Annotated in this window: 13 protein-coding genes; 6 read left to right on the top strand and 7 right to left on the bottom strand. The window is 40.1% G+C overall.

Features of this window, described 5'->3' with window-relative positions:
• Positions 1 to 52: 52 nt before the first annotated feature.
• Together ADA56_RS01760 and mtr are read right to left on the bottom strand one after the other, a co-directional pair.
• Positions 53 to 826 (bottom strand): class I SAM-dependent methyltransferase, encoded by a 774-nt coding sequence (locus tag ADA56_RS01760; protein WP_049368916.1) that lies wholly within the window; start codon positions 824 to 826, stop codon positions 53 to 55.
• A 65-nt stretch (positions 827 to 891) separates the two neighbouring features.
• Positions 892 to 2148: a tryptophan permease gene (mtr, locus tag ADA56_RS01755; protein WP_049368915.1), complete on the bottom strand. Its 1257-nt coding sequence runs from the start codon at positions 2146 to 2148 to the stop codon at positions 892 to 894.
• 121 nt (positions 2149 to 2269) lie between these two features.
• On the opposite strand from mtr, the gene ADA56_RS01750 reads away from it, so the two are divergent.
• Positions 2270 to 3049 (top strand): M48 family metallopeptidase, encoded by a 780-nt coding sequence (locus ADA56_RS01750; RefSeq protein WP_049368914.1) that lies wholly within the window; start codon positions 2270 to 2272, stop codon positions 3047 to 3049.
• 129 nt (positions 3050 to 3178) lie between these two features.
• Here ADA56_RS01750 and ADA56_RS01745 read toward each other — a convergent pair whose 3' ends face one another.
• The 5 genes from ADA56_RS01745 to priA form a co-directional block, all read right to left on the bottom strand.
• The gene (locus ADA56_RS01745; protein WP_049368913.1) at positions 3179 to 6283 is read right to left on the bottom strand and encodes an efflux RND transporter permease subunit; all 3105 of its coding nucleotides are present in this window, start codon (positions 6281 to 6283) and stop codon (positions 3179 to 3181) included.
• Between the two features lie 13 nt (positions 6284 to 6296).
• A complete protein-coding gene (locus ADA56_RS01740) occupies positions 6297 to 7493 on the bottom strand; it encodes an efflux RND transporter periplasmic adaptor subunit (protein ID WP_049368912.1) in 1197 nt (398 codons plus the stop codon).
• A 30-nt stretch (positions 7494 to 7523) separates the two neighbouring features.
• Positions 7524 to 8102 (bottom strand): TetR/AcrR family transcriptional regulator, encoded by a 579-nt coding sequence (locus ADA56_RS01735; RefSeq protein WP_049368911.1) that lies wholly within the window; start codon positions 8100 to 8102, stop codon positions 7524 to 7526.
• Between the two features lie 156 nt (positions 8103 to 8258).
• Positions 8259 to 9143, bottom strand: coding sequence for a cell division protein FtsN (ftsN, locus tag ADA56_RS01730; RefSeq protein WP_049368910.1), 885 nt, complete (start codon positions 9141 to 9143; stop codon positions 8259 to 8261).
• Positions 9144 to 9236: 93 nt separating this feature from the next.
• Positions 9237 to 11426, bottom strand: coding sequence for a primosomal protein N' (priA, locus tag ADA56_RS01725; RefSeq protein ID WP_049368909.1), 2190 nt, complete (start codon positions 11424 to 11426; stop codon positions 9237 to 9239).
• 113 nt (positions 11427 to 11539) lie between these two features.
• Here priA and trmB point away from each other — a divergent pair, with 113 nt between their 5' ends.
• The 5 genes from trmB to napA all read left to right on the top strand — a co-directional run bounded on the left by trmB (position 11540) and on the right by napA (position 16243).
• Entirely contained in the window at positions 11540 to 12286 is a 747-nt protein-coding gene (trmB, locus tag ADA56_RS01720) for a tRNA (guanosine(46)-N7)-methyltransferase TrmB (RefSeq protein WP_049368908.1), read from the top strand.
• A gap of 50 nt (positions 12287 to 12336) precedes the next feature.
• Positions 12337 to 12678, top strand: a complete 342-nt coding sequence (locus tag ADA56_RS01715) for a YggL family protein (protein WP_049368907.1) — start codon at positions 12337 to 12339, stop codon at positions 12676 to 12678.
• A gap of 222 nt (positions 12679 to 12900) precedes the next feature.
• A complete protein-coding gene (gene napF, locus ADA56_RS01710; protein ID WP_049367904.1) occupies positions 12901 to 13443 on the top strand; it encodes a ferredoxin-type protein NapF in 543 nt (180 codons plus the stop codon).
• Positions 13430 to 13693: a chaperone NapD gene (locus ADA56_RS01705; protein WP_049367905.1), complete on the top strand. Its 264-nt coding sequence runs from the start codon at positions 13430 to 13432 to the stop codon at positions 13691 to 13693. Before napF ends, ADA56_RS01705 begins: the two co-directional genes overlap by 14 nt.
• 63 nt (positions 13694 to 13756) lie before the next feature.
• On the top strand, positions 13757 to 16243 hold the full coding sequence (gene napA / locus ADA56_RS01700; protein WP_049368906.1) for a nitrate reductase catalytic subunit NapA: 2487 nt from the start codon (positions 13757 to 13759) through the stop codon (positions 16241 to 16243).
• The last annotated feature ends 40 nt before the right edge of the window (positions 16244 to 16283 follow it).

The raw sequence follows: 16283 nt of genomic DNA, 5'->3' as shown, positions 1-16283 counted from the left end.
AACCCAAAAACAGCGGTGCGATTTATACCATAAAGTGCGGTCAAAAACCAGTTTATTTTGTTAAATTCATCACTTTTCTTGCTTTAATAAACAATAAAGGGGGACGATGCCGCAAATCTTTAAATTCATCATGCCATTGTGGCTGCTCGGCTAACATTGGTTCCGCCATTTGTTCAATTTGAAAACCTGCGGCAATTAAATCATTAATAATCGTTGCTGTCGTGCGGTGATACGTTTTAAAAGGTTGTTGAAACCAATTTCGTTCTCTCAGTCCTTCATCACGGTAATGATTTAAACGATAAGCGACTTGCTGTTTTTGCTCATTTTTTTCCCAGCGTTCCCCTTCTTTATGGCAAGTCGCAATCGGATGCTCTTGGGAAAAAACTAATGTGCCGTTAGGCTTAAGCTTGTTGCCTATCATCGCTAATAAAGCGGGAAAATCCTTAATATAATGAAAAGCAAAAGAGCTGGTAATGACATCAAAATCACTTTCTGGCAATTCCGTTAATTTTTCCATCGGTAACTGATATAACGAAAAACATCCTGAAAATTGACCGCACTTTTGCAGATCTTGTTCAGCTTGCTCGAGCATTTTAACTGAAAGATCTGTTCCTACTACTCTCTCCGCATTGCGTTCTAAATAGCGTTGCAAATGTCCGCCAGTTCCACAACCTAGATCGAGCAATTTTTTTCCTTGTAAATCAGGTAACAGGGAAAGCATAGTCGGCTTTTCCACTATTTCATTGAGACTGATTGGGTTAGATCGAAGTTTTTGATAAAGCGCAAAGAAGTTTTCTTTATCATAAACGCTCGTTTGGTTACTCATCTCGTTTCCTATGTAAAATTAAAAAGGGCGTATTCGATACGCCCCTACAATATTAACGCGAAAACTTATCCTGCGAAACTTGCAAACCATCCTAAGTTTGCGCCTACTTGTGCCACAATATTTAACACACCGAATAAGATCACAAAGCCAATCATAAAATTACCTCCATACACTTTATAAGTCGCATTTGGGAATTTTTGGCGACTTGCTTTAGCAAGCAGTGCTGGCACGATTGCAGCCCAAATAGTTGCAGCTAATCCAGCATAACCAATGGCAATCACGAAACCATAAGGGAATTGTAAACTTAACAATAGTGGAGGTAAGAATGTTACCAATGTGGTTTTTGTTCTGCCTAATAAGCTGTCATCAAATTTAAATAAATCGGCAATATAATCAAATAAACCTAACGTTACCCCTAAGAATGAGGTTGCAATAGCCATATAAGCAAAGAAATTCAATACAACCGCAATGTATTCCACTTCAATATATTTGTGTAATGCTTCTAATAATGCTGATACATCGCCGCCTTTTTCAATCACGGGGGCAAATTCTGTACGTGGTAAATTACCTTGCACCGCAAGCTGCCATAAGATGTAAATCACTAAGGCTAAGCCTGTACCAATAAAGATCGATTTCATTACACGACTACCATCGCGATCGTAATATTTGACGAGACTCGGTACATTTCCATGGAAACCAAAAGACACTAAGCAAACAGGAAGTGCGGTCAATAAATAAGGTAAATAAGTTTGATCACCTTCTGCAATAGTATTGAATAACACTTCTGTTTTTACAGAGCTCAATAAACCTGCGGTAGAAAGGAAGAAAGCGACTACCATCCCAACAATCAATATAGTGGTGAAACGATCCACAGCTTTAGTGGAAAGCCACACGAAAGCCGCAAGAATAAAACAGAAAATTAAGGATCCAGAAGTACGTCCAATATCGACCGCACTTTCAGCAGAACCAAAAGCTTGGTTAAGCAAGTTTTGTGTAATACCACCGCCTGAAGTGATGTAGGCATAAGTCAAAATATACAAAACAAAAGCAACTGAAAGACCATTGATAATATTCCAGCCTTTACCTAACAAATCTTTTACGATGGTGTCAAAGCTTGAGCCGGTAGGATAATGTAAGTTGGCTTCTAAGATCATCAAACCTGATGTGGTCATACAGAACCAAGTGTAAACCAAAGCAAGAATAGAGCCGATAAACCATACGCCAGCCGTTGAGGTTGGGTTTGCAAGCATACCTGCACCAATTGCGGTACCCGCAATAATCATGGCGCCGCCTAATAAAGAAGGAGATTTTTTTATTGTCATCGTTAAGTCCTAAAATAAAAATTTGCACTATTATAGTAGTACAAATTTAAAAGACAATCTTTTTGTATCGACAAAACGCAATAAATTCATATAATCAGCCATCTCAACAAAAGGATAATTTATGAAAAAACAACTCAAAAGTTTTGCTTTTGCTGTATTAGCAGGGACGGTTATCACGTCTTGTGCGGATTCTGCCTCAATCAATCAAGAAGCAGCAAGCAGCTATACACAAGAAATGGGGAAAATTCGCTCACAAGGTGCGATTGATACTACATCAAATACTGCAAGACGTATTCATCATGTCTTTAACAAAATGGTGCCTTATGCAAACCAAGAGAATGAAACCGGCTTAAAGTTTAATTGGCAAATCAATGTTATTAAATCTAAAGAGCTCAATGCTTGGGCTATGCCGGGGGGGAAAATGGCTTTCTACACAGGTTTAGTGGATACTTTACAACTAAACGATAACGAAATCGCGGTTGTAATGGGTCATGAAATGGCACACGCCTTAAAAGAGCACGGTAAAGCCAAAGCCAACTTCGGCACCATGAGTGCGATTGCGGGCGCTATTGGTGGAACAGCTCTGTCTGTTGTCGTTGGAGCCGACGTGACTGATTTAGTCACACTGACCAAAGACTTTGCTTTAGATAAACCTTACTCTCGTAGCGCAGAAACTGAAGCGGATGAAGTTGGATTAATGCTAATGGCTCGCTCAGGTTACAATCCTGAAGTTGCCCCAGGTTTATGGCAAAAAATGGCAAAAGCCTCTGGTGGTTCTAAAGGTGCACTTGATGTGTTAGCTTCTACTCACCCGAGTGATGAATCCCGCCAAGAAAACTTACAACGCTTATTACCAGAAGCGATGGAACTTTACAAAGCCACTAAAAATAAAAATGGCTAAATAAAAATGGTTAAAAATTTGACCGCACTTTCATAAATAAAAAGCGAACATTATGTTCGCTTTTTTAATCTCTCAAAGAAAACCGCACTTGAAAAATCAAAGTGCGGTTTGTTTTTATCGTATTTTCAATTAATGTTGTTCGTTAATGTGACCTTCAATTGGTTTTACATTTTCATCAAACACTGGTAACGGTTTGTGTTCGCTTGCAATGTAAGAATAAATCACTGGCAACACGAACAAGGTAAACAATGTACCGATAGCCAAGCCTGCCACAATAACGATACCAATACTGAAACGAGATACCGCACCCGCACCTGTTGCATAAAGCAACGGTACAAGACCTGCAATCATCGCAGCGGTAGTCATCAAAATTGGACGTAAACGTACTTTAGCCGCTTCAGTGATCGCTTCAATACGCGTTTTACCGTGGTTTAACTGCTCTTCTTTCGCTACTTCACACATCAAAATACCGTGTTTCGTAATAAGACCAACCAGGGTAATCAAACCCACTTGTGAGTAGATATTGAGTGTCGTTCCAGCAATCCCTACAAATCCAAAGGCATTTAAGGCTAATAACGCACCACTTACAGCTAACGGCACAGAAATCATAATCACGATTGGATCGCGAATTGATTCAAACTGAATTGCCAAGACTAAGAAAATAATCACTACCGCAAGTAAGAACGTTACAGCAAGCGCATTACCTTCTTGTACTAACTGACGCGCTTCACTTTTAAAGTCATAGTTATAACCCTGTGGTAACGTATTTTTCGCATTGTCCTGTAACCATTGGATCGCATCACCAATTGAAGTACCTGGCATCGGTACAGCACTAATCACCGCAGAGTTTAACTGGCTGAAACGAGGCAATGTACTTGGTTGTGGTTCCAATGTAGCCGTCACCAAGCTGCTTAATGGAACAGAGGTACCATTTGCTGCGGTGATGTAATACTTATTAAAACTTTCCGGAGATAAACGATTGTCACGTTTTACTTGGGAAATAATTTTGTAAGCTCGACCATCAATATCCACACGTTCAATGGTTGCGGCAGATAAGAAGCTGCCTAACGTACGGCTGATTTGTTGCATTGTAATGCCATAAGTTCCTGCTTTTTCACGATCGATCTTAATACGCATTTGAGCAGTATCAAATTTAAGATCGAGATTGGTATAAACGAACTTGCTGGATTTTTGCATATCCTCTAAGAATTTACCCGCCACATTTGCTAAATCACCGTAGTCTTGTGATGTGCTGATCACAAAACCAATTGGAGGACCTTGCTCCCCTGTATTAATTTCTGGGAACGCAAAGCCTTGTACAGACACTTCAGGAATAGATTTCGCTTTTTCATTCAGCTCATTCATGATAGCTGTTTGGCTTTTTGAGCGTTCTTTCCAATCTTTTAAAGTTACAACGTTTAAAGATTGGTTAGAGCTTGGTGCCCCTGAAATCGTCATCGCAAACTGTACTTCTGGCGTATTGGTTAAAATCTCTTGATAAGGTGTCATCGCATTTTGCACATAATCCACGTTTACGTTAGACGGTGCAGAACCGATTGCCAAAAATACGCCTTTGTCTTCCGTTGGTGTTAATTCACTTGAAAGTGATTTAAACAACACCGGTAAGGTTGCAAAAATGATTGCCGCAAACATCAACATACATTTACGGTTTACCATCGCCAAATCAAGTACATACGCATAAGCTGCATTCACTTTACTAAGGGTATGCTCTACTCGTTGTTCCAATTTACTTGGAGCCTCATTGGATTTTAGCAATTTACTGGTCATCATTGGTGAAAGCGTTAATGCTACGATACCGGAAATAAATACTGCTCCAGCAAGGGTTAAAGCAAACTCTTTAAACAACGTACCCGTAATACCGCCCATTAACGCCATTGGAGAATATACCGCAATCAAGGTAATGGTCATGGAAATAACCGGAACGGCAATTTCACGCGTACCGATAATCGCCGCACGGAATGGCGTTTCACCTAACTTAATGTGGCGGTCTACGTTTTCCAATACCACAATTGCATCATCCACCACCAAACCGATGGCTAGAACCAATGCCAGCAACGTCATCAGGTTAATAGAAAAATCAAATGATTGAAGCAACATGATTACCCCAATTAATGAAATCGGAATGGTGATAAGCGGGATTAAAATCGCGCGGAATGAACCAATAAACATGGTAATCACCACTAACACGATTATCGTTGCCTCAACAATCGTTTTGATTACTTCATTAATTGAGTTATTAATCGCAATTGTACTGTCATATAAGATGTCAGATTCAATAGCATCCGGTAGATTATTTTTAATACTGTCATATAGCGGACGTACTTTCGCAGCTACCGTTAATGGGTTTGCTGATGAGGTTGGGTTAATCGCTAATACAACAGAATCTGCGCCATTGGCTACCGCACGTGAGCTATCGCTTGATTTATTTAACTCAATATCAGCGATATCGCGTAAACGTACTAACTTATCACCGTTAGACGTCACAATTAAGTTACCTAATTCTTCAACCGATTTTGTTGTGGTTTCTACTTTGTTTTTATAGGTTACAAAATAGCCATTATCATTACCAGCCGCCGTTTGAACGTTATTCGCTGATAATGCAGACATCACTTTTGTGGCTGAAAGGTTTTGAGCCGCCATTTTTTCTGGATCTAACCAAATACGAAGTGCGTACTCAGATGCACCAAAGATCTGCACACTCGCCACCCCTTCTACAGTAAAGAACTGAGGTTTGACTACGCGTTGAATATAGTCAGTCACTTGGCTTGCATCAAGCTTGTCAGAACGGAAACTAATATACATAATCCCCGAACCACCGGTTGATGAAGAAATCGTTGGATCTTCAATACCACTTGGTAATTCAGAACGAACTGAGTTAACTTTAGCTAAAACATCTGCCAAGGCCGCATTCGGATCCGTATTTAATTTCATTTTTACGGTGACAGTTGACGTACTTGGGCTAGAGCTTGAAGACATATAGTCCACATTATCTGCTTGCGCTACCGCCTCTTCAATTTTGGAAGTAACAAACGCTTGAATTAAGTTCGCATCCGCCCCTGGATATGCAGTGGTCACCGTAATCACCGTCGTGGTCATTTTCGGATATTCGCGCACAGCCAATTTCGAGATCGCTTGTAATCCTAAAATAATGATTAACAAGCTAATCGAAACCGCCAAAACAGGACGACGAATAAATATATCGGTAAATTTCATTCGCTTTTCCTAATTAAAGATTCGTTTTATTCGCAGGTTGTTCAGTACCTACGCCCGCTTTATCTGCAACAGAGACTAATGCACCGTTACTTAAGTTTTGCTGACCGCCGGTCACAATTTTATCGCCGACTTTAACTTCATCGCCTTTTAATTGTGCATAAATACCTTGACGATCTTTCGTAAATACAGTGATTGATTTTGCACGGTACATATTCGCCGCTTTTTCTGCGCCGCCTAATTTCTCAATATCTTCATCGGAAAGTGCGGTCAAAATATAAAGCGATTCGCCATACATGTTGTAGCTCACTGCCACTTGTGGCACAACGATTTGATTATGCTCAGTTGGTAAAGCCACATGTAAGCGAGTAAACATTCCGGATAATAATTTTGCACCGTCTTCTGGTTCAAACGTTGCTTGAACATCGACTAAACCCGTTGAAGAATTAATTGCTGGCTCAATTGCGGTAACCTTTGCTGCAAAGGTTTCACCTTTACGTGCGTCTGCCGTAGCCGTTACTTTTTGACCGATATGCAATTTATCTAATAGATTTTGCGCAATGGCAAAATCTACTTTCATGGAAGAACGATCTTCAACACGCACAATCTCAGCACCGTTTGAAACGTATTGACCGACATTTACTTTTACAATACCCGCTTTACCATCAAATGGTGCCACGATTTGGCGACGTTCAATGGTTGCTTTTAATGACTCAATATTTGCCGCTTGTGCTTCATAAGCTGATTTTGCGTTATCTAATTCTTGACGAGAAACGGCACCGCTGCCCGCAAGGTTTGCATAACGTTGATAAGTTTGACGTAATGACACCACTTGAGCTTGAGCCGCTTGTAAGCTTGCACGCTCAACGGAACTATCTAACTCAACTAACAAATCACCCTTTTTCACGCTTTGGCCATTTTGCACGAGCACTTTAGACACGGTTCCAGCGCTTTGTGCACTTAACATCGCCCCTTGATTTGGACGAACAAGACCTGTTGTTTCAATGATCGGCGTCCATTCTGAAGCCTTAACTGTCATTGCAGTCACAGGAGAGGCTGTTTCTGGTTTATTTGCTAAGAAATCAGCAATGCCTTTTGCCTTCATTTGATTAAGGAAAATCATTGCTGCAAAAATTAACACAAATACGCCTAACGCTAATTTCAAAAAGAAAACGTGTGAACGCTTTGGTTTATCAGTTTGAGTTATACTCATTTGGAAAACTCCATTAAGACAATAAAATGACTATTTCTGAATTGCACGCCAAGAGCGTTCAATGACAGATTCTAACACAACATCGGTAACCGCTATACCGAGAAATTTGTTATCTGAGGCTAAAACTATTGCAGTATCTAGACTCAGCAAAAATAAAATTCGAGGTTCTAAATTAGCTAACACATTTGCTGCTTGTCCATTGAGACAAAACTGATCCCAGCACGAATGCTCCATTTCTTTGCAGGTTTCAATAAACTCCAGCAAAGATTTATACTGGTTCATATTTGACAAAACCGTTGGATTTTCTTGAAGAAAATGCCAAATATTCCACCACATTTTTCTGTATTGTTCGAAAAAAGGTTGATTTTCATCAAAACCTTCTTCAATCGCCATAACAAACTTATTGAACACTCGACGAGCAAATTGTGCTAATAACTCGTCTTTACTCTTAAAATAAAGATAAATCGTGCCAGCTGCGATGCCTGCTTCCTTGGCTAACTTATGCATAGAAAGATGATGTAATCCTTCTTTTGCCATAAGACGATCTGTTGCATCAAAGATCTGCTCGCTGACACCAAGCTTCGTTTTAGAGGCTTTTACTTGTCGCATAATAAAAAATTAAATTCTTAGGGTTATATATGAGAAAGGTCATTTAAGATGAATATCAAAAATGAATAAACGTTCATTTTATTGATTTTTCGTTTTTTGGCAAGTGAAAATATAAAAAAAGTGCGGTTATTTTTAACCGCACTTTTAAATTCTGAATTACATTCCAATCACTACGCAACTCGCCACTGATTTTGCTTTATCTTGTGCTGCTGTTGCGGCATCTCGACTACCAAATGGTCCCACTCGTACGCGGTTCCATTCTTCACTTGTCGCAATTTGTGCATTTACGCCAGCCATCGCTAGACGACCTTGTAAGCTTTCTGCTTGTGCACGATTTTTAAATGCTCCACATTGTAAACCGAATTTTTTGCCGCCAGCCTGTACTTGTTGTTCAGCGGGTTTCGGTTCTACTTTTTTCGGTTGCTCAGTTTTAGCAGGTTCCGTTTTTGCGGGTTCAGCTTTCACCACTTCTACTTTTTTCGGAGGTTCAGGCTTTTTAACTGGCTCTGTTTTTTTAACTGGCTCAGGCTTTTTCGCTTCTGGGTTTGCTGTTTGCTGAGCTAGCTGAGTTTGAGCTGTCTGTGCTGGTTGAGCTTGCTGTGCTTGAGCCGCGGCTTTTTCTGCATTCGCCGCTTCTTGCTCTTTACGTTGAGCTTCTAATTTTTTCGCTTCTTCTGCCGCTTTTTGCTCCTTTTCCATTTGAATCAGCACTTGACGCTGCTCTTCCGTCAAACGCATATTTTTTTCAACAGAAGAAGGATTATTATCCACCGGCACCGTACGAGTTTCTAATTCTTTAATATAGTGCCACACTTCTTCTGGGCGATTTGGTAGTACACTTTTCGGTTGCGGTTTTTCCGGTTGAACCGTTGTTGTCACGACAGGTTCAGGCGTTTTACTTTTTAAGAAGTAAAGCCCTAAACCAAAACCTAATACCGCCACCAACGCAAGACCAATTAAGGTATTACGATTAAAACGTTTCTTTGCTTTCTTTTTATTATTTTTTGAGCCGCTTCGACCGGCAAAATCTCGATGAGCCACGATAAAATCCTAAAATATTCGATAAATTAAACTTAGAGTATAAAAAACGCTTAATTCTACTGAAAAACTGTGCATTTTTCTAGGGAATTTTTGCTAACTCAAATCCAATGGATCTACGTCTAAAATTAACCGTACTTGAGAATACTTTATCAGCTCTGGTGAATATCGACTCAATGCTGCCTGTAATTGTTTCCGAGACGCGTGCTGTAATAATAACTGCCAACGATACTGCCCCGCTTTTTTGCTAAACGGTGCAGGAATCGGCCCCAATACTTGCAAGCCTTCTATTTTTTGTTCATAGAAGAAAGACGCTAATTGCGATAATGCATTTTCCGCCTCTTCAGAATGACGGCATTGTGCTTTAAACAACGCTTGGAAACTAAATGGAGGCAAACCCATATTATGCCGCAACTTCAAGGTTTCTTCTGCAAAGGCTTGATAGCCCTTTTCAAGTAAGGTGGTTAATAACGGGTGATCCGGATAATGCGTCTGCAAAACCACTTCGCCCTGTTTTTCCGCCCTGCCTGAGCGTCCTGCAACCTGCACATAAAGCTGAGCCAAACGTTCTTCGGCTCTGAAATCAAGGGAAAATAAGGCATTATCCACATTCACTAAAGCAACCAAGGTGACATTCGGGAAATGGTGCCCTTTGGCTAACATTTGGGTGCCAATTAAAATCTGACTTTTACCTTGCTGAATATCGTCTAAATAACCTTCAAGCTTGCCTTTTCGCGCTGTACTATCACGATCGATACGTGCAATATTATATTGAGGGAAACGTGCTTTTAGAGTTTCCTCCAGTTGTTCTGTACCTAAACCTGTTGTGACTAAATGCGTTGAACCACAATGACCACATTGCATCGGCACTATTTTTTGTGCACCACAATGATGGCAGCGTAAAACGCGCTGATGTTGGTGATAGGTATAAGGTTTTTCGCAATGATGACATTCATCAATCCAGCCACACTCATGACATAACAACACAGGCGCAAATCCACGTCGATTAAGGAATAACAATACTTGATTACCTTTTTCTAAGTGTTCCTGCATACGTTGCAACAGCGGTTCAGATAAGCCGTTTTGAATTCGTTGATGTTTTAAATCAATCACAAATTGACGAAGTGCGGTCGCATTTCCAGCCCTTTTTGATAGCACCAAATGATGATATTTGCCATTTTGTACATTATTCACACTTTCCAAACTTGGTGTGGCAGAACCTAATAAGATAGGAATATTGAGTTTTTGAGCAAGCACAATGCCTAAATCTCTCGCATGATAGCGCCAACCATCTTGCTGTTTAAATGAGCCGTCATGTTCTTCATCTAAAATGATTAAGCCGAGATCTGAAAACTGGGTGAAAAGCGCCGATCTCGTGCCAATTACGATTGCACTTTGTCCTGTTCTTGCGCGTTCCCAAACATTTAAGCGCTGTGTATCATTCAAGTTGGAATGCAATACATCAATTTCGACATTAAAGCGAGCTTGGAAACGTCTAACAGTCTGAGGAGTAAGCCCAATTTCAGGAACAAGCACTAAAACCTGTTTGCCTTTCTTTAAAACTTCTTCAATGTATTGCAGGTAAATTTCAGTTTTACCCGAACCAGTCACGCCCTCTAACAACCACACATTAAAGCCTTCTTGGAAAAGCAACTGGCTAAATGCAAGGGCTTGTTGCTTGTTTAAGGTCAATCGGTTATCAAGATTAACTAAAGGCTCATCCCCTAAAGCTTGTTGCCAACTTTTTTGTTCAGTAGGCACGATAATCTCTTCCACATAATCTTTGCCCTTTAAGGCTGACCAAATCGCGGAACTAATCTCATTGTTACCTTTTTCTAGATCTTGCGTTATCAATAAATTTAAGACTTCAATTTGTTTTTTAGCGCGTTTTAATTCACCTGATTCTAACGCTTGTTTTCCAAGGTCCGTAATACGCCAAAAAGTGCGGTCATTTTTAACCGCACTTTCTCCATTACGAAGTTTGACTGGCAAGGCTTGAAACAACACATCGCCTAATGCTGCACGATAATAATTAGCGGACCAAGCCAACCAATCCCAAGTTGTCGAATTAAAGAGTGATTCAGCATCAAGTACATCAATAATCGGTTTTAACTTTTCTTTTGCTACATCCGAAGAAGCCGGCAAATCCACCACGATCCCGACTCGTTTTTGCGAACCAAAAGGCACCAACACTCGTCCACCAACAATTGGCGTCAAGTCGGGCGAATAGAGATAATCAAAAAATCGGGGAAGCGGTACGGCTAATGCAACTCGGACAATATTCATAACAAAAAACAATTAAAAATTTTCGCTATTATACGGGAATTAGGTGGAAAAATCCCACAACCTTGCCTTTTAGTGTATAATCGCCGCCAATTTTAATTGAGCGAATAAATACCATGACAGAAGAGCAAAAAACCTTTGCTGATCAAAAACGTAAAACCGTTGAAACGGCTGAATTTACAGAAGATGGTCGTTATAAACGTAAAGTTCGTAGTTTTGTGTTGCGGACGGGTCGCTTAAGTGATTTTCAAAAAAATATGATGAACGATCACTGGGCTGATCTTGGATTAGATTATCAAAACGCCCCTTTTGATTTTGCTGCTATTTATGGCAATACGAATCCTGTTATATTAGAAATTGGTTTCGGGATGGGGAAATCTTTAGTGGATATGGCTGAAGCGAATCCTGATAAAAATTATCTCGGTATTGAAGTGCACACGCCTGGTGTGGGTGCCTGTATTGCTTATGCGGTAGAAAAAGGCGTGAAAAACCTTCGCGTGATTTGCCATGATGCCACTGAAATTTTACGTGATTGTGTGAAAGATGGTGAATTAGGTGGTTTACAGCTTTTCTTCCCAGACCCTTGGCATAAAGCAAAACATCATAAACGCCGCATTGTTCAACCGCACTTTGTAGAGCAAGTCGTTCAAAAATTACAACCAAATGGCTTTATTCATATGGCAACGGACTGGGAAAACTATGCGGAACAAATGCTCGAAGTCCTTTCAGCCAATGAAAACTTAATCAATACTGCCGAACAAGATTATATTCCACGTCCTGATTTCCGCCCTCTTACAAAATTTGAGGCGCGCGGTCATCGCTTAGGTCACGGCGTGTGGGATTTATACTTTAAGAAAAAATAATCATCGAGATGATGACGATACCCATTACCTTAACATAGGAGAACATTGAAATGACAACTCGTAATCAACGTCAACGTAAAAAACTTCACTTAGCAGAATTCCAAGAATTAGGCTTTTTAGTGAATTGGCAATTTGCTGAAGGTACCAGCATCGAAACTATCGATGAAACCGTTGATCGTTTTATTGCTGAAGTGATTCAACCAAACGGCTTAGCTTATGAAGGTAGCGGCTATTTACATTGGGAAGGCTTAGTTTGCTTAGAGAAAATCGGTAAATGTGATGAAAGCCATCGTCAATTAGTGAAAAAATGGTTAGAAGAAAATAAATTACAACAAATCGAAATCAGTGAATTATTCGATATTTGGTGGGATTACCCAACCCAAAACGCATAATATTTTAAACTCACTTCAGGGCGGATCCTCCGCCCTATTTAATAATCATTTTCACTTATATTTTAACAATTTATTTACACTAATAACATTTCTTCAAAATATCATTGATCTATCTCAACAAAAGTGTATATTTCTTAAAAACTACTCCTTTTAGGTAGTTACTATTTTTTTATTAGCACTAGATAATGCATCCCTTGAAAATACCGAACTTTAAAGAAAAATATGGCGATTGAAAATCCTTCTCGCAGACAATTATTACGTGGGCAATTTTTACAATCGTTACATTCTGAAAACGCGAAAATTCAAGGTATTAATGCTATACGTCCACCTTGGTCAATAAACGAAAGTGATTTTACGGAGAAATGTACGCGGTGCGGTGATTGCATACTAGTATGTGAAACCCAAATTATCGTAAAAGGCGATGGCGGTTTTCCTGAAATACAATTTGACAAGGGCGAATGCACGTTCTGCCAAAAATGTGTTTTAGTCTGTGAACAACCGATTTTTCGTTCATTAGAAGAAGAGCCTTGGGCACATAAAGTTGAAATTACAACGCAATGTCTCACAGAAAATCGAGTGGAATGTCGAAGTTGCCAAGATAGCTGTCCGATGAATGCCATCCGTTTTCGATTACAACTTGGTGGCGTCGCAAAACCCATATTGGATTTAGAAAGTTGTAATGGTTGTGGTGCTTGCCTAAGTGTTTGCCCAACAAAAGCAATAAAAATTTTTAATATTGAAACAAATATCGATGAGTCAATTTAGCGAAAATGAGAACTGGTATGTATGCAGCATTGTTGTGCAAGCCAGACCAGAAAAACTTAACCAAGTCAAAGAAGCCATTTTAGCGATTCCAACCGCTGAGATTCATGGCGAAAAATCTGATGAAGGCAAATTGGTGGTAACCCTTGAAAGTAACCGTCAATTAGCATTAGCGGATCTTATGGATGAAATTAAAGATATCCCAGGAGTAATTGTCGTTTCTTTAATTTCTAATTACTTAGATGAAAAATAAATAATTTAGGAATACATACTCTTTTGTATATTCTAAAACATTCAACAACGAGTGGGGAAAACTATGGAACTTAATCGTAGAGATTTTATGAAAGCCAATGCTGCACTTGCAGCGGCAGCGGCTGCCGGTATGACCATCCCTGTTAAACAGGTTAATGCGACCGAAGATATGGGCATCAAATGGGATAAAGCCCCATGCCGTTTCTGTGGTACAGGATGTAGCGTATTGGTAGGAACCAAAGATGGTCGAGTTGTCGCAACGCAAGGTGACCCAGATGCAGAAGTAAACCGCGGTTTAAACTGTATCAAAGGTTACTTCCTTTCTAAAATCATGTACGGTGCAGACCGTGTACAAACTCCGTTATTACGTATGAAAGATGGTAAATTCCATAAAGAAGGTGACTTTACACCAGTTTCTTGGGATCAAGCTTTCACTATCATGGCGGAAAAAATCAAAGACATCTTGAAGAAAAAAGAACCAAATGCTGTTGGGATGTTCTCTTCCGGTCAAACTACTATCTATGAAGGCTATGCAAAAGTAAAACTTTGGAAAGCTGGTCTTCGTTCAAATACTATCGACCCTAATGCTCGTCACTGTATGGCGTCTGCAGCGGTTGCGTTTATGCGTACATTCGGTATGGATGAACCAATGGGTTGCTATAACGACATCGAAAAAACCGATGCATTTGTGCTTTGGGGTTCAAACATGGCGGAAATGCACCCAATTTTATGGTCTCGTATTTCTGACCGTCGTCTTTCTTCTGATAATGTGAAAGTGGTGGTTATGTCAACATTCGAACACCGTTCGTTTGAATTAGCTGATGTGCCTATTGTATTTAATCCACATGCAGACCTTGCAATCCTTAACTACATTGCAAACTACATTATCCAAAACGATAAAGTAAACTGGGACTTCGTTAATAAACATACTAAATTCAAACGTGGTGAAACTGATATCGGTTATGGTCTACGTCCAGAACACCCACTTGAAGTTGCAGCGAAAAACCGTAAAACTGCAGGTAAAATGTATGACTCTGACTTCGAAGAATTCAAGAAAATCGTTGCACCTTATACATTAGACGAAGCACACCGTATTTCTGGTGTACCAAAAGATCAGCTTGAAACCCTCGCGAAAATGTACGCGGATCCAGAACAGAACTTAGTATCTTACTGGACAATGGGCGCTAACCAACACACTCGTGCTGTATGGGTTAACCATATGATCTATAACGTACACTTATTAACCGGTAAAATTTCTAAACCAGGTTGTGGTCCGTTCTCATTAACGGGTCAACCTTCAGCTTGTGGTACAGCGCGTGAAGTTGGTACTTTCGTTCACCGTTTACCAGCGGACATGGTAGTAACCAATCCTAAACACGTTGAAATCGCTGAGAAAAAATGGAAATTACCAAAAGGTACCATTCCAACTGTACCTGGATACGCAGCTGTACAACAAAGCCGTGCATTAAAAGATGGTAAATTAAACTTCTTATGGCAACTTTGTACCAACAACATGCAAGGTGGTCCAAACATTAACGACGAAATTTTCCCTGGTTGGCGTAACCCTGAAAACTTCATCGTTGTTTCAGACCCTTACCCATCCGTTTCTGCAGTTGCAGCAGACCTAATTCTCCCTACTTGTATGTGGGTAGAAAAAGAAGGGGGCTATGGTAACGCAGAACGTCGTACCCAATTATGGCGTCAACAAGTGAAAGGTCCTGGTGAGTCTCGTTCTGACTTATGGCAAATTGTGGAATTCTCTAAATACTTCAAAACAGATGAAGTATGGGGCGAAGAATTATTAGCTCAAATGCCAGAATATCGTGGTAAGACTTTATATGAAGTACTTTACGAGAATGGTGAAGTAAACAAATATAAAGTACCAACGGATGTTCCAGGATACATCAATGATGAAGCAGATCACTTTGGTTACTACCTACAAAAAGGCTTATTCGAAGAATACGCAAGCTTTGGTCGTGGTCATGGCCATGACTTAGCACCATTTGATACTTACCACCAAGTACGTGGTTTACGTTGGCCGGTTGTTGACGGTAAAGAAACCTTATGGCGTTACCGTGAAGGCTTTGACCCGTACGTTAAAGCAGGCGAAGATGTTGCGTTCTACGGTTATCCGGATAAAAAAGCAATTATCTTAGGTGTGCCTTATGAAGACCCTGCAGAATCACCAGATGAAGAATATCCATTATGGTTATGTACTGGTCGTGTACTTGAACACTGGCATACCGGTACCATGACTCGTCGTGTACCTGAATTACACCGTGCGTTCCCGAATAACTTAGTTTGGATGCACCCAGCGGATGCGAAAAAATATGGCTTACGTCATGGGGATAAAGTGAAATTAATTACACGTCGTGGTGAAATGGTTTCTTACTTAGATACCCGTGGTCGTAACAAATGTCCTCAGGGCTTAATTTACACCACCTTCTTTGATGCGGGTCAGCTTGCTAACAAATTAACATTGGATGCAACCGATCCAATTTCAGGTGAAACCGACTTCAAAAAATGTGCGGTAAAAGTGGAAAAAGCGTAGGATTTTCCTTTTGTTTCTAGTCGCTCCTCTCTTTCAAGAG

Origin of the sequence: Parahaemophilus parainfluenzae, from assembly GCF_001055095.1 — a bacterium.
Lineage (GTDB): Bacteria > Pseudomonadota > Gammaproteobacteria > Enterobacterales > Pasteurellaceae > Haemophilus_D > Haemophilus_D parainfluenzae_Z.
This window is presented reverse-complemented; position numbering and strand designations above follow the sequence as displayed.

Bases quoted from the DNA above. Each gene is read 5' to 3' on its own strand.
- ADA56_RS01760 (WP_049368916.1), bottom strand. From the start codon at position 826: ATGAGTAACCAAACGAGCGTTTATGATAAAGAAAACTTCTTTGCGCTT.
- mtr (WP_049368915.1), bottom strand. From the start codon at position 2,148: ATGACAATAAAAAAATCTCCTTCTTTATTAGGCGGCGCCATGATTATT.
- ADA56_RS01750 (WP_049368914.1), top strand. From the start codon at position 2,270: ATGAAAAAACAACTCAAAAGTTTTGCTTTTGCTGTATTAGCAGGGACG.
- ADA56_RS01745 (WP_049368913.1), bottom strand. From the start codon at position 6,283: ATGAAATTTACCGATATATTTATTCGTCGTCCTGTTTTGGCGGTTTCG.
- ADA56_RS01740 (WP_049368912.1), bottom strand. From the start codon at position 7,493: ATGAGTATAACTCAAACTGATAAACCAAAGCGTTCACACGTTTTCTTT.
- ADA56_RS01735 (WP_049368911.1), bottom strand. From the start codon at position 8,102: ATGCGACAAGTAAAAGCCTCTAAAACGAAGCTTGGTGTCAGCGAGCAG.
- priA (WP_049368909.1), bottom strand. From the start codon at position 11,426: ATGAATATTGTCCGAGTTGCATTAGCCGTACCGCTTCCCCGATTTTTT.
- trmB (WP_049368908.1), top strand. From the start codon at position 11,540: ATGACAGAAGAGCAAAAAACCTTTGCTGATCAAAAACGTAAAACCGTT.
- ADA56_RS01715 (WP_049368907.1), top strand. From the start codon at position 12,337: ATGACAACTCGTAATCAACGTCAACGTAAAAAACTTCACTTAGCAGAA.
- napF (WP_049367904.1), top strand. From the start codon at position 12,901: ATGGCGATTGAAAATCCTTCTCGCAGACAATTATTACGTGGGCAATTT.
- ADA56_RS01705 (WP_049367905.1), top strand. From the start codon at position 13,430: ATGAGTCAATTTAGCGAAAATGAGAACTGGTATGTATGCAGCATTGTT.
- napA (WP_049368906.1), top strand. From the start codon at position 13,757: ATGGAACTTAATCGTAGAGATTTTATGAAAGCCAATGCTGCACTTGCA.